Origin of the sequence: Methylocystis sp. (assembly GCF_051061225.1) — a bacterium.
Classification (GTDB): Bacteria; Pseudomonadota; Alphaproteobacteria; order Rhizobiales; family Beijerinckiaceae; genus Methylocystis.
Genome location: NZ_JBPFEB010000031.1, coordinates 127,126 through 140,115 on the forward strand (window position 1 = coordinate 127,126; position 12,990 = coordinate 140,115).

Here is a 12,990-nt window from a genome sequence, read left to right on the forward strand (position 1 = left end):
ATGCTAGCAGCCAGCCGGCATCGGCGCAATTTGCCTGCAAAGGGCTGGGTTTCAGGAAACTTCGAGAATATTCGAGTTGACGTCCGCGACAGACGCCGCGCCCGTCAGCGTCATGCAGACGCGCATTTCATTGGCGAAGATGCGCAGCACGTTTTCAACCCCCGCCTGCCCGTCCGCCGCCAGCGCATAGACGGCCGCGCGTCCCAGCAGAACGCCTTTCGCGCCCAGCGCCAGCATCCGCAACGCGTCGAGACCGGACCGCACGCCGGAGTCGGCGAACACCACAAGGTCATCCCGGACGGCCTCGGCAATGCGCGGCAGCGCCCGCGCCGTCGACAGGGCGCCGTCGAGCTGGCGTCCGCCATGGTTCGAGACGACGAGCCCATCGGCCCCGAAGCGCACCGCGTCGCGCGCATCCTCAGCGTCGAGCACGCCCTTGATGATCATCGGCCCCTTCCAGAAGGCGCGAATCCATTCGATGTCCGCCCAGCCGATCGACGGGTCCATGTTCGCCATCAGCCAGCCGATGTAATCCTCGAGCCCGACCCGGCGGCCAAGATAGCGGGAGATGTTGCCCAGATCATGCGGGCGTCCCATCAGCCCGACGTCCCAGGCCCAGCGCGGCCGCGTCATCGCCTGCAAGAGCCTGCGCATCGTCGCATTGGGGCCAGACAGTCCCGAATGCGCGTCCCGGTAGCGCGGCCCCGGCGTCGGCAGATCAACTGTGAAAACAAGCGTCGACACGCCGACGGCGCGCGCGCGTTCGAGAACCTCGCGCATGAAAGCGCGGTCCTTCAGCACATAAAGCTGAAACCAGATCGGCTCCGCGCTCTGGCCGGCGACTTCCTCGAGCGAACAGACCGAAACCGTCGAGAGCACCGACGGGACGCCCACGCGCGCGGCGGCCCGCGCCATCTGCGCCTCGCCACGGCGCGCGAACATGCCCGTCAGCCCCACTGGCCCAAGAAGCAGGGGGAGCGTCGAGGACCGGCCGAACCATTGCGTCGAGAGATCGACGTCGGCCGCGCCCCTGAGCACGCGCTGACGCAGGCGGATCGCCGTCAGATCGGCGCAGTTTGCGCGCAGCGTCTCCTCCGCGCCGGCGCCGCCGTCGATGTAGTCGAAGAGAAATCGAGGCAGTCTGCGGCGCGCCGCCGCGCGGTAGTCTGAAGCGGCAGAGATGATCACATCAGCCCCCGAGGCTCACCCATGGAAGGCGCATGCGTCATCTAATGCAAATGGCTCCCGTCACGCCAGCGCGGCCAACGCCAGCCGCGCTTTCGCAAAGACCGTCCCTGCGTTGGCGAATCGGCGCGAAAGAGGCAATCTCCCTCATAGCGCGCCAGTCGGCGCCTGTTGGGGGAGAGGGCGGATGAGGCGAAAACTGGCGGGGATCATTGGCGCCGGCGCTTTGGCGGCGGCATGGCTGCCGGGCGCCTCGGCGCAGACGATCGACCTTGCCGCCTCGAAGGTCGTGGATCTCAGCCACCCCTATGACGCCAATACGATCTACTGGCCGACCGAGCCCACGGGCTTCCAGCTCAAGCAGGAGCACAAGGGCCTGACCAAGGGCGGCTTCTTCTATTATTCGAACGCCTTCTGTTCCCCCGAGCATGGCGGCACGCATATCGACGCGCCCATGCATTTCGCCGAAAACCACTGGACCAATTCGGACATTCCCCTCGACAGGCTGATCCGCCCGGCCGTGGTGATCGACATTACGGCAAAGGTGGCGCAAAACCCGGATTATGCGCTGGCTCCGGCCGACATCACGGCGTGGGAGGACTCGAACGGCCGCATCCCCGACGGCGCCATCGTCTTGCTGCGCACCGGCTGGAGCGCGCGCTGGCCCGATCGCAAGGCCTATCTCGGCGACGACACGCCCGGCGCCGTCAACAACCTGCACTTTCCCTCCTTCGGCCCCGAGGCCGCCACGCTGCTGGTCAGCGAACGGCACGTTTCGATGATCGGCCTCGACACGGCGAGCGTCGACATCGGACCCTCGCATGAGTTCATGGTTCACCGAATCATCGGCGCCGCCAATGTTCCGGGGCTGGAGAATCTGATGAATCTCGATCAGTTGCCGGCGACGGGCGCCATCGTCATGGCCATGCCGATGAAGATCGCGCAAGGATCGGGCGCGCCGGCGCGCGTGATCGCTTTCGCGCCGCGCTGAGGGGCGTCACGGACTGCCGCTCAGTTCCGCGATCAGCGCCCGGAATGGAGCGGCGTCGACCGCGACCGAGCCCGTGAAGGGGTGATCGTAGGAGACGATGACGAAGAGCCCCAGAAAGACGATCAGGGCCAGCGCTCCCGTCATGGCGGTTTGCACCCGCAGGTTCTCCATGGCGAAGAAATAGGTGAAGCCGACCGTCAGCAGCGCCCCGGTGACGAGCATCGCCCACAGCGCCGAGGGCACCACGCCGGCGGCGAGATAAAGCCGCCCGCGACGCGCCTCGGTGACGGCGCCGAGTTCCTTGAGAACTTCGACGCCGACCGCGAGCGGCCGGCTGTCGACAAGACGCATGGCGGCCGCATAAAGTTCTTCGAGCGCTTTTCCCGACTCACGGCTTTCCTTCCCGGCCGCCATCCGCGGCCAATCGTCCTCGACGACCGCTGTGAGATAGGCGCGCAACGCCGAGCGCGTGGCGGCGGCGTCCGCGTCCTGACCGGCGGACAGGCGATAGAGCGTGGCCGAAGCGCCCGACTCCCTCAGGACGAGAAGCTCCGCCTCGCTGAACTTCTCCCACACCGACACGATGGCGAAGCCGAGCAGCACGGCGTAGATCACGCCGAGCGTGGCGAATTTGAAGCCGGCGACCTCATTATTCTTCACGAGCGCCGAGAGCTTGTAGCGCCGGCGCACCAGCATCGGCCCGAGCATGGCGACGGCCGTCGGCGCCGCCACGACGAAAAAAGCCCCGAGCAACGGCGGCAAGGAATTGATGAAGAGCAGCACGGCGTCTGGTCCCAAGGGTTCAAGCAGCCGGAGACGGCCGCGACAGGCGATCTCGGCGGGATCCGCCAAAAGCCGGAAAAGCTCTATTCGAAAAACCTTTTACTGTTGATTAACGTTTTTCAGTTTCGATTCCTTCGCGTGAGCGTTTGTATGCGCTCCCTTTATGCCCGTGCAACTGACTCGAGGCGCGCCATGAATCTGCAGGACATCGCTACCCCCGCTGGCGTGACGGGCGCCAAACGCACGAGGGCGCAGGGCGCTTTGAAAGCCTACGACACTCTCGCCGGCGCCGAGCTCATCCGGCGCGCGGGCAAGGCGCGGCATGCGCCCTTGCGGGGAGACAAGGCGGCGACCCTTCTCGCATCCCGCCGCGCGCAGGAGGCGGAAGACCGGCTCGGCCGTCAACTGACCGACTATTATCAGGCGATGCTGCGCGAGCCGGTTCCGGACCGGATCAAGGCGCTCGTCGAGGCGCTGGACGCCCAACAGCCCAGTTGAGGCCCGTTCACCGGACGACCACCCGGTTGCCTTTCGCAACCCGCTGGTAAAGATCGATGACATCCGCATTCAACATGCGGATGCATCCCGAGGAGACCGCCTGGCCAATCGTATCCGGCTCGTTGGTGCCGTGAATGCGAAACAGCGTGTCCTTGCTTCCGTTGAACAGATAGAGGGCGCGCGCGCCAAGCGGATTGTCGATCCCGCCCTCCATATGCGCCGGCAGATCCGGGCGGCGCAGGAGCATCTCCTTCGGCGGCGTCCAGCCCGGCCAGAAGGCCTTGCGACCGACCTGAGCGCGGCCTTTCCAGGCGAAGCCCTGACGCCCGACTCCGACGCCATATTCAAACGCCTGCCCCCGGCCAACGGAGAGGTAGAGCTTGCGCGCGGCCGTATCGATCGTGAGCGTGCCGGGCGGCTGTCCGGTCGGATCATCCACGAGCGCGCGCGTCGACACGCTGGGGTCAACGAGGTCGTCATAATCGAGAGCGGTCGAATAGGCCGGATCGGCGTCCGCCGGCAGAGATGCGACGCGGGCGCGCCGCTGCGGCGACGCGCGGCCTCCTCTCCCCGGGCCATAGGCCCCGAGATCGCGCTCGTCGAAATACGGATCGCGCGGCAACGCGCGGGTGGGCCGGTCATCGTCCGGGTAATAGGGATCGGGCTCCTCATCCGCATAATAAGGGCCGCCCCGCCCGGGCGGATAAACGTAACCTTGTGCGAACGCCGGCGCGGCCGGTCCCAGAGCGAGCGCATACAGCGCGACCGCGATGGAGGCTTTTCGTAGCATTTTGATTTTTCGTGTTGTTGCCTGAAACGATGTTTGACGGGCAATCACGGCAAAACGGCGACGCGCCGCCCCCCGCGACCGGCCGGGAGGCCGCCGCGGGCGTGAAGACGTCAACGGCCGGGCCAAGCTAGCCCGTTCGCTCGGACAGCCACAGTTTCGCCTGCGGGCTTTGCTCGACCACTCCGAAGGAGAGGCCGATGACGAAGCCGGTCGCCAGAATGAGAGCGATCCGGAGGGCGCGCAAAAAGACCATGACCGCACCTGAACGTGAGACTGCTTGCCTATTCATTTGGCAAGCGATCGTCGTTTCTCAAGGAGTCAGGCGCGGGGCCTTCCACAGCGCCCGGCAGACCGAACGCCTCTCGCCGAGCCTACCAGCCCAGCACGAAAATCTCGGTGAAAGCCGCGAAGTACAGCAGCGCGACAGCCCCATAGATCCATTTCTCACTCATGGCGGCGTCCTCCCGCCGCAGCACTTAGCGTCTCCCGACATGGAGGAAAGCGGTCCTCGCGAATGGCGTCTCCCGCCGCCGGGACGCCCGCCTACGAGCTGAAGCGCTTCTTGCCGGGCGGCTTGAGGCTGAGCCCAAGCTCCTTCGCCTTCATTTCAACCGCTCGCTTCGCGCGTCCGAGCTTCTTGCATACGACGAGAACCGGCAGATTTTCCTGGCTCATCTGCTTGAGCAGCTCGATATGATCCCCCGACCAGTCCGACCTTTTCACGGACGGCTTCTTCACGATCAGGCCGAGTTCCTTCGCCTTGGTCTGCACGGCGTTTTCCGTCCGCTGCAGAGTCTTGCTCATGACGGCCAGCGGAAGCTCATCCGAAGCCATCCGCCTCAGACGCTCCAGATCCCCGGCGGACCATTCGGCCCCATAATTGATTGGCCTTACAGGCATAATTTCCTCGCCAAATTTCCGCTGGTCACTCTTCAATCAGCGGCGCGGACTCCGGCGCCCGTCCCACAATTCATCGGGCGCGCACGTTGTCCAAAACAACAACGCCGTAGCCGTCATTCGTGTTCATTTGGGCATGCGCCAGGCCGACTCCAATAACAGCAAACATGGCCGTGCCAATCAGCGCGCCGAGACTCATGGCGAAAAACTTGTTCATGGCGGTGGCTCCCCGTTTCGATTCAGTTCACGGGAAGACGTTAGACGGCGCCGGGCGGGCCGGATGTGCGGGCGCGCACAGGAGGGCCGGCTGTGGACCGTGGACGAAAGTTCCCTGCACGCAAAGCATGAGCGTCACATTAGGGAAGCCGTCTAATCGACAATGATCCTCCACATGGCCAACGCCATCAGGAGGAAGGCGATCAACCCCACCATCATGGCGGTTGTTTCGTCCGACATGGCTTCGCTCACTGTTTTCATCTGCCTATACTCAACTAGCGCGCCTGCGGGGCGGGGCGAGCGGCTGGGCCGACGCCGGTCGGCTCACGAGCAGGCATTGACGCGGTTGCGCATCCGCAAGGCGACATGCTTGCCAGGCGCACGCCGGACCACAGGTAAATGGAAACCGAGCTTGCAAGGAGCAGGCGATGTGGCTGTCCCGGGCGCTTTTCAGCTTTCTCATCCTCGCCGAGGCGCTCTCGGCGGCGTTTGGCGCGGGGCCGGGCTATCCCGCCTGCAAGGATCGTGGCGTCATGGCGCGCGCCATCGAGCTGATGGATGAGTCAGATGACCTGGCCTCCCAACGCCTGATCCAGCGGGGCATGAAGAACAAGGAGTGCAAGATCATTCCGGCTGGCGAACTGGTCATTGAAACCACGCCGCCGCTCAGTCGTCTGGTGAAAGCGCACAGGCGCGGCGATCCTGACGAGTATTGGATCATCAGGTGAGGCCCGGCCGCGCTCTGATCACGCAATGTGGGACGGAAAGGCGAGAAGCCGCCGGAGGCTCGGGGAGCTTCGGCGGCCTCTCTCTGCGAGCGCGCACGTTAACGCGCCGCCCCGCCAGCCCTAAGCGGGCGATGCGGCGCCCGTCTGTGCGCCTGCGCATGGACGGCGCGCTGAGGCAGGCCGCGCGCTCCTGTTACCTGAAGCAGCGGAGCGTGCCGTTTGGCATGCGCGTGGCGGGATGGCCTGTCCGTCTGAGACACCAATCCTGATTCTGACCGCCGAAGACGCAATTCCCCCACCCATTCCGATGCCCGTTTGGACCGCACCCGCCCAGCGCCAGCGCGGGCGTCGCCACCGAACAGACAGAGGCCGAAAGAATCGTGGCGCAAAGCAAAGCTGACAATCTCTTCATGACCGCAACCCTCATGTTTCCGCCATTGTTACAAATGGCGATTTTGATGTTAGCACGCGAACGAACCCGAGGCGTTATTGTGACTCAGGCCATGCCTATCGGAGTCTTCCCCTGCCCCTCGCCTTCCTTGTCGCCGCGACCGCCGCGGCGTCGCTCGCGTGCGCTTCCCCGTGGCGCGGCCGTCTCGGCGTCTGAAAGGACGCGCGGCGCCAGTCTCGTTTCGCGCGCTCCCAATCTCCGGTCCTAGGTAATTTTCCCGACTATTTTGATGTCAGAATCCCGCTAGGTTCCGAGGGTCAACGAGACCATGACAACGAGAAAGGCCTGTCCCTCCGCAGGGACAGGCCATTTGTCCGAGCATGGCGCGGGCGACGGCGAAGATTCGTGGGGGAATTTTTGGGGATGATCGGCCACGGCCGACCCAGCGCATGCGCCAGTCACGGTCAGGCGCGGATTTGCGCCCCGCCTTCGGCTTGAGGATTTTTCACGAAAGCCAAGTTTGACTGGCGCGCCCGGCACGATTCGAACGTGCGACCTCTGCCTTCGGAGGGCAGCACTCTATCCAGCTGAGCTACGGGCGCCTGTCGGGAGTCGACGAAACTCTTTTACAGGAAGCGGCGGCCGGCCGCAACGTCGACGCCCATTCTCCACCGGGAAAGCGCATGCTATCCGGGCGGCCTCACAAGGGAGGCCCCCATGGCGCAATTCATCGACGACTGGCTGGACCGGCTGCGGGCGCGGCGCGACCGCCTCATCGCCGATCCGAAGTTCCAGCGCTGGTCGCTCGCCAATCCGCTGGCCCGGGTCCTCGCCCGCCGGCGGGCCCGCGCGGCGCTCGATCTCACCGCCGGCTTCGTTTATTCGCAGGTGCTGTTCGCCTGCGCGCGCCTCGGGCTTTTCGACAGCCTCATCGGCGGCCCCCTGACGGTCGCGGAGCTTGCGGGGCGTCTTGGCCTCTCGGCCGAAGCCACGCGGCGGCTCCTCGACGCGGCGGCCTCGCTCGACCTTGCCGAGCGGCGCGGCGGCGGGCGTTACGGGCTGGGTCAGCTCGGCGCGGCCTTTGCCGGCAACCGCGCGGCGCTGTCGCTCGTGGAGCACCAGCCCCTGCTCTATGCCGATCTCGCCGATCCGGTGGCGCTGCTGCGCGGGGAAAAGCGCGCCGCCCTCGCCGATTACTGGCCCTACTCGGACCTCGAACAGCCGAAGGCGCTCGGCGACGCCCAGATTGCGCCCTACAGCGCCCTCATGGCGGCGTCCCAGCCCATGGTGGCCCAGGAGGCGCTCGGAGCCTATGACGTCTCACAGCACCGCCGGCTGATGGATGTGGGCGGCGGCGAGGGCGTCTTTCTCTGCGCGGCGGCGGCGCGCGCGCCGCAATTGCACGTCACGCTGCTCGATCTCCCCGCCGTCGCCGAACGCGCCCGCGCGCGCTTCGAGGCGGCGGGCATTCTGGAGAGGGCGCAGATCTGCGGCGGAGACTTCCTGCGGGATCCGCTGCCGAGAGGCGCGGACATCGTCACGCTGGTCCGCATCATTCACGATCAGGACGATGAGAGAGCGCTCGCCGTGCTGCGCAACATTCGCGCGGCGGTGGAGCCGGGCGCGACGCTTCTGATCATCGAAGCCATGTCGGGCGTGGCGGGCGCGGAGCCGCTCGACGCCTATTATGGCTTCTATACGCTGGCGATGGGCCGGGGAGAGCCGCGCCGCGTCGAGGAAATCGAGGCGCTGCTGCGGCAGTCCGGCTTCGGCGCGACACGGCTGCTGCGCAACGCGCTGCCGACATTGACGAGCATTCTGGTCGCGAAGGCGGTTTGACGCCCTCTCCGCCGACGCGCGATCCGCGCGCGCCCGCCTTCGCGGAGACGCCGCGCCTCACGCGCGCATGCGCCGCCAGGCGATCAGCCCCGCCGTCGAACCATCGAGCCCCGCCGTCGACGCGGCGGCGTTCTCGACAATCGGCGCGAGGCGGTTGGCGAGTTCCTTGCCGAGCTCCACGCCCCACTGGTCGAAGGGATTGATGTCCCAGATCACCGACTGCACGAACACTTTGTGCTCATAGAGCGCCACGAGGCGGCCGAGCGTGCGCGGATCGAGGCGGCGATACAGCAAGACGCTCGACGGCCGGTCTCCGGAAAAGACCTTGTGCGGCGCGAGCGACTCCGCCTCCCCGGCGGAAAGCCCCTGCCCGCGCAACTGCGCCCTGGCTTCCTCCAGCGTCCTCCCCCGCATGAACGCTTCCGCCTGCGCGAGGCAGTTTGCGAACAGCAGCGCATGATGATGCGGGTCGGCGGCCGTCGGTTCGGCGGCGACGAGGAAGTCGATCGGCGTGACGTCCGTTCCCTGATGCAGCAACTGGAAAAAGGCGTGCTGCCCGTTCGTGCCCGGCTCGCCGAAGATCACCGGACCCGTCGCATGGGTGACGAGCCTGCCGTCGCGGGTCACGGACTTGCCGTTCGACTCCATATCGAGCTGCTGGAGATAGGCGGGAAACCGCGCGAGGCGCTGGTCATAGGGAATGACCGCATGGGCGCAACGCTTCATGACGTTGCGATGCCATACGCCGAGCAGGCCCATCAGCACGGGAATGTTTCGCGAGAGCGGCGCCGAGCGGAAATGCTCGTCGATCTCGAATCCGCCGCGCAGGAATTGCGTGACATGCTCCGGGCCGATGGCGACGGCCAGCGCGAGGCCAATCGACGACCACAGCGAATAGCGTCCGCCGACCCAGTCCCAGAAACCAAACACGCGATCGGGCGCGATGCCGAACGCCGCCACCTTGTCGAGCCGCGTGGAGACCGCGGCGAAATGCGCCGCCACCGCCGCCTCGCCCAGCGCCGCCACGAGTCGCGCGCGGGCGCTCGCGGCGTTGGCCATGGTCTCCTGCGTCGTGAATGTCTTGGACGAGACGATGAACAGCGTGCGCGCGAGATCGAGACCCGCGAGCGTGTCGGCCAGATCGGCGCCGTCGACATTGGAGACGAAATGCGTGCGCGGCCCGCCGTCCGCGAAAGGCGACAGGGCGCGCGCCGCCATTGCCGGGCCGAGATCGGAGCCGCCAATGCCCATGTTCACGATGTCTGAGAAAGTCTCGCCGGTCGCGCCCCTGAGGTCTCCGCTGCGGATGGCGCGCGCGAAGGCGAAAACCTTCTCCCGCTCCGCCTCGATTTGCGGCCGCACGTCGACGCCGTCGACGAGCAGCGGCCGCGTCGACAGATCGCGCAGCGCCATATGCATGGCGGCGCGATGTTCGGTGTTGTTGACGGCCTCGCCGCCAAAGAGAGCGTCGCGACGGGCTTCGAGATTTCTCGCCCGCGCCAGCGCGAGCAGAAGATCGAGCGTCTCGCCCGTCACCTTGTGCTTGGAGAAATCGAAGAGGAAATCATCGAACCCGACGCTGAAATTTTCGAAGCGCTCTGGGTCGGCCGCGAAAAGGTCGAGCGTCCTGACGGCTTCGAGCTTGGGCGCATGGGAGTCGAGGGCAAGAAAAGCGGCGGCGACAGCGTGCGACATTTTGGATCTCAAAGCAGGAACGAGCAGCCGAATCGGCCGGACTCCGGAGGATCGGCGCTTTCTATCCCAAAGAGCGGTTTTCCGCACCGCCGCGAAGCCTATCTAATTTTTGACTGTATTATGACAGCTGGATGTGAAAATCATCTCGCTGAGATGACGCTTCAATGACGGGAAGACGCCGACGATGATCCCCATCCCTTTCCTCGACCTGCGTGAAGGCGGCCCCGTCGCGCACGCCAGGGCGCGGACTCACGCCGCCGCGGCGCTGCGCGACGCATGCCTGGGCAAGCTCGCGCCGGTGGGTAATTTCTGCCTCTCCCCGGTCGATCGGCTGGCGTCCAACTGGCTGCGCCGCTCCGCGTCCAAATATCGGGCCGAGCTGGAGCATATCGCCGAGATTCTCGGCGTTGGCGCGGTGACGCTCAACATGGCTTATCTCTTTGCCTGCACGACCCAGGCTTATTCGGGGCCGGATGGCCTGCCGCGCATCCGTCGCACGCTCGACTGGCCCTTTCAGGGGCTCGGCCAAGCCGTCGAGATGGCGTGGCAATCCGGGAGCGCCGGAGAGTTCTACAACTCCACCTGGCCGGGAGCCGTGGGCGTGCTGACCGCCATGGCGCCGGGCCGTTTTTGCGCCGTCATCAATCAGGCGCCGATGAAACGGCGCACGCGTGGAAAGCTGGGCTTCGCCTATGACGCGGCCATGAACCTCCGCGACGCGCTGGCGAGCGACGGCGGCTGGCCGCCCGATCACCTCCTGCGCTACGCCTTCGAGACCTGCGAAACCTTCGAGGAGGCGATTGAGCTGATCAGGCGCGAGCCGCTCGCGCGGCCGACGCTTTTCACCCTCGCCGGCGTCCGGCCCGGGCAAATTGCGCTGATCGAGCGCACCGAGCGGGAGGCGCGCGTCTATCGCGGGCCGGTGATCGTCGCCAATGACTGGCAAGAGCCGCTGCCTGGCTGGCAGGCGCGCATGAGCGAGGCCAACAACAACGCGCGGGTTGCGGCCATGCGCGGCGTCGCGCCCGACGCCCCGCTCTTTTCCTGGGTGAGCGAGCCGGTTCTCAATCGCCTGACCCGCCTCGCGGTGGAAATGTCCGCCGCTGGCGCAGGCGACTTCGCGGCGCGCGGCTACGAAAGTCCCTCGCTGCTGAGGGGCGATGCTCGGCCCGTGACGCATGATTTTCACCTTCGGGCGTCGGAGCCGATCGCGCTCGCTGCTTGATCAAAGCCTCGGCGCGGCGGCGCGGCGCAGGCGGTCGTTGATCGCTTCCCCAAGCCCGCGCTCGGGGATATGCGCGACGGCGACCCGGAGCGCGCCGCGCGCGTCCAGTTCGCGCAGGAAGGTGAACAGATTGGCCGCCGCCTCGACGAGATCGCCCGAGGGCGAGAGATCGAGCGTTACGGCGCCGTCGGATGCGAGCGGTGTGAGCCGGCCGCCGAAATCCAGCGCCGCCTCGCCCTCTTCGAGTTCATGCGCCTCCAGTCGCAGCCTTGCGTTCGGCGCGTAATGCGAGGCTGTCATGCCGGGCGCCAGCACCTCGGCGCGCGGCGGCGCCGCGAGCTTCAGGCCGAGCGCCTTTTCGATCTTCTCGCGGGCGATGGCGCCCGGTCGCAGCAGGGCCGGCGCGCCCTCGCAGAATGAAACGATCGTCGACTCGAGTCCGGCCGCCGTGCGGCCGCCGTCGAGAATCATGTCGACGCGGCCGGAGAGGTCTTCGGCGACATGGGCCGCGGTCACCGGGCTGACATGCCCCGAACGGTTCGCCGAGGGTGCGGCGACGGGCCGGCCGAGCGCCGCGATCAGCGCCAGCGCCACCGGATGGTCGGGGATGCGTAGGGCGACGCTCGGCAATCCCGCCCGCGCCAGTTCGCTCACGCTCCCTCCGGGCGCGGCGGGGGCGACGATCGTCAGCGGCCCCGGCCAGAACGCCTCCGCCAGCCTAACCGCCGCCTCGGGCAGCAGCGCCTCCCGCTGCGCGGCCGCAAGGTCGGCGACATGGGCGATCAGCGGATTGAACGACGGGCGGCCCTTGGCGTCATAGATGCGCGCGACCGCCCAGCCGCTGGTGGCGTCGGCCCCGAGCCCATAGACCGTCTCGGTGGGAAAGGCCACGAGCCCGCCCTCGCGCAGAATTTCCACCGCGCGGGCGATCCCCTCCGCATCGGCGCGCGCGAGAACGGTCATGATCCGCGACCCCGATAGGGCGGCGCGGGAATCGCCATATGGGCGGCGCGCAACGCCTTCGACCACCGCTCGCGCAGGTCGCGGAAATAGTCATCCGTCGCGTCGATTCTCGTCGACACCTCCAGTTGCAGCGCGTCGCGGCGCAGCATGGCGATGTCGATGGGCAGACCAACGGACAGGTTGGAGCGGATGGTGGAATCCATCGAGATCAGGCCAATCTTCAGCGCGTCGAAGATGTCGCTGTCGTAATGCACCGCGCGGTCGAGAATCGGCTTGCCGTATTTGTGCTCGCCGATCTGAAGATAGTTGGTGTCAGGCGTGCATTCGATGAAATTGCCGGCCGTATAGATCATGAAAAGTCGCGGCGCGCCGCCGGCGATCTGCCCGCCGAGCAGCAGCGAGACGTCGAAACTCACGCCTGCGGATTGTTCGGCCGAACTGTCCGCCTCCTTGCGCGAGCGGCGCACGGCCCGGCCCACGAGCTGCGCCGCCTGAAGCATGGTTGGCGCGGTCATGGCGTTTTCGACCTCGCCGGTCTCCGGATTCTCGAAGCCCTCGGTGAGGAAATTCACGACTCCCTGAGTCACGGAGAGATTGCCCGCCGTCGCCAGCAGGAGCACGCGCTCGCCGGGCTTCTCGAAAACATGCAGCTTTCGGAAGGTTGAGATGTTGTCGAGACCGGCGTTGGTGCGCGTGTCGGCGACGAGCACAAGCCCGTCCCGCACCAGAATGCCGCAGCAATAGGTCATGGCGCCTCCCCGGCCGGGCCGCGCCGTTCCCCCAGCACGC

Annotated in this window: 15 protein-coding genes and 1 tRNA gene; 5 read left to right on the forward strand and 11 right to left on the reverse strand. The window is 66.5% G+C overall.

Annotation, left to right across the window (positions count from 1 at the left end; translation table 11 throughout):
• Positions 1 to 51 precede the first annotated feature (51 nt).
• Entirely contained in the window at positions 52 to 1,188 is a 1,137-nt protein-coding gene (lldD, locus tag ACR652_RS07485) for an FMN-dependent L-lactate dehydrogenase LldD (RefSeq protein ID WP_434505893.1), read from the reverse strand.
• Between the two features lie 184 nt (positions 1,189 to 1,372).
• Between lldD and ACR652_RS07490 the strand changes: the two genes are divergently transcribed.
• Complete coding sequence (locus tag ACR652_RS07490) at positions 1,373 to 2,176, forward strand: cyclase family protein (RefSeq protein ID WP_434505894.1); 804 nt, start codon at positions 1,373 to 1,375, stop codon at positions 2,174 to 2,176.
• A gap of 6 nt (positions 2,177 to 2,182) precedes the next feature.
• Here ACR652_RS07490 and ACR652_RS07495 read toward each other — a convergent pair whose 3' ends face one another.
• Positions 2,183 to 3,028, reverse strand: a complete 846-nt coding sequence (locus ACR652_RS07495; protein WP_434505895.1) for a hypothetical protein — start codon at positions 3,026 to 3,028, stop codon at positions 2,183 to 2,185.
• Positions 3,029 to 3,151: 123 nt separating this feature from the next.
• Between ACR652_RS07495 and ACR652_RS07500 the strand changes: the two genes are divergently transcribed.
• A complete protein-coding gene (locus ACR652_RS07500; protein ID WP_434505896.1) occupies positions 3,152 to 3,457 on the forward strand; it encodes a NepR family anti-sigma factor in 306 nt (101 codons plus the stop codon).
• A gap of 7 nt (positions 3,458 to 3,464) precedes the next feature.
• Here the strand turns inward: ACR652_RS07500 and ACR652_RS07505 are convergent, their stop codons facing one another.
• From ACR652_RS07505 to ACR652_RS07520, 4 genes are all read right to left on the reverse strand, one after another.
• Positions 3,465 to 4,247: a L,D-transpeptidase gene (locus tag ACR652_RS07505; protein ID WP_434505897.1), complete on the reverse strand. Its 783-nt coding sequence runs from the start codon at positions 4,245 to 4,247 to the stop codon at positions 3,465 to 3,467.
• Positions 4,248 to 4,374: 127 nt separating this feature from the next.
• Entirely contained in the window at positions 4,375 to 4,500 is a 126-nt protein-coding gene (locus tag ACR652_RS07510) for a hypothetical protein (protein WP_434505898.1), read from the reverse strand.
• Positions 4,501 to 4,790: 290 nt separating this feature from the next.
• Positions 4,791 to 5,081: a hypothetical protein gene (locus ACR652_RS07515; RefSeq protein WP_434505899.1), complete on the reverse strand. Its 291-nt coding sequence runs from the start codon at positions 5,079 to 5,081 to the stop codon at positions 4,791 to 4,793.
• Between the two features lie 136 nt (positions 5,082 to 5,217).
• Positions 5,218 to 5,361 (reverse strand): hypothetical protein, encoded by a 144-nt coding sequence (locus ACR652_RS07520; protein WP_434505900.1) that lies wholly within the window; start codon positions 5,359 to 5,361, stop codon positions 5,218 to 5,220.
• Positions 5,362 to 5,788: 427 nt separating this feature from the next.
• On the opposite strand from ACR652_RS07520, the gene ACR652_RS07525 reads away from it, so the two are divergent.
• Complete coding sequence (locus tag ACR652_RS07525; RefSeq protein ID WP_434505901.1) at positions 5,789 to 6,088, forward strand: hypothetical protein; 300 nt, start codon at positions 5,789 to 5,791, stop codon at positions 6,086 to 6,088.
• Between the two features lie 193 nt (positions 6,089 to 6,281).
• On the opposite strand, the gene ACR652_RS07530 is transcribed toward ACR652_RS07525, so the two are convergent.
• Positions 6,282 to 6,500, reverse strand: coding sequence for a GCG_CRPN prefix-to-repeats domain-containing protein (locus ACR652_RS07530; RefSeq protein ID WP_434505902.1), 219 nt, complete (start codon positions 6,498 to 6,500; stop codon positions 6,282 to 6,284).
• 504 nt (positions 6,501 to 7,004) lie between these two features.
• Positions 7,005 to 7,081 (reverse strand) — tRNA-Arg (locus ACR652_RS07535).
• A 115-nt stretch (positions 7,082 to 7,196) separates the two neighbouring features.
• Between ACR652_RS07535 and ACR652_RS07540 the strand changes: the two genes are divergently transcribed.
• Entirely contained in the window at positions 7,197 to 8,318 is a 1,122-nt protein-coding gene (locus ACR652_RS07540; RefSeq protein ID WP_434505903.1) for a methyltransferase, read from the forward strand.
• A gap of 57 nt (positions 8,319 to 8,375) precedes the next feature.
• Here ACR652_RS07540 and pgi read toward each other — a convergent pair whose 3' ends face one another.
• A complete protein-coding gene (gene pgi / locus ACR652_RS07545) occupies positions 8,376 to 10,013 on the reverse strand; it encodes a glucose-6-phosphate isomerase (RefSeq protein ID WP_434505904.1) in 1,638 nt (545 codons plus the stop codon).
• Positions 10,014 to 10,197: 184 nt separating this feature from the next.
• Between pgi and ACR652_RS07550 the strand changes: the two genes are divergently transcribed.
• Positions 10,198 to 11,238, forward strand: coding sequence for a hypothetical protein (locus ACR652_RS07550; protein ID WP_434505905.1), 1,041 nt, complete (start codon positions 10,198 to 10,200; stop codon positions 11,236 to 11,238).
• Here the strand turns inward: ACR652_RS07550 and ACR652_RS07555 are convergent, their stop codons facing one another.
• A complete protein-coding gene (locus ACR652_RS07555) occupies positions 11,239 to 12,201 on the reverse strand; it encodes an L-threonylcarbamoyladenylate synthase (protein ID WP_434505906.1) in 963 nt (320 codons plus the stop codon). It abuts the gene before it with no gap.
• Positions 12,198 to 12,950 (reverse strand): peptidase, encoded by a 753-nt coding sequence (locus ACR652_RS07560; RefSeq protein WP_434505907.1) that lies wholly within the window; start codon positions 12,948 to 12,950, stop codon positions 12,198 to 12,200. Before ACR652_RS07560 ends, ACR652_RS07555 begins: the two co-directional genes overlap by 4 nt.
• Between the last annotated feature and the right edge of the window lie 40 nt (positions 12,951 to 12,990).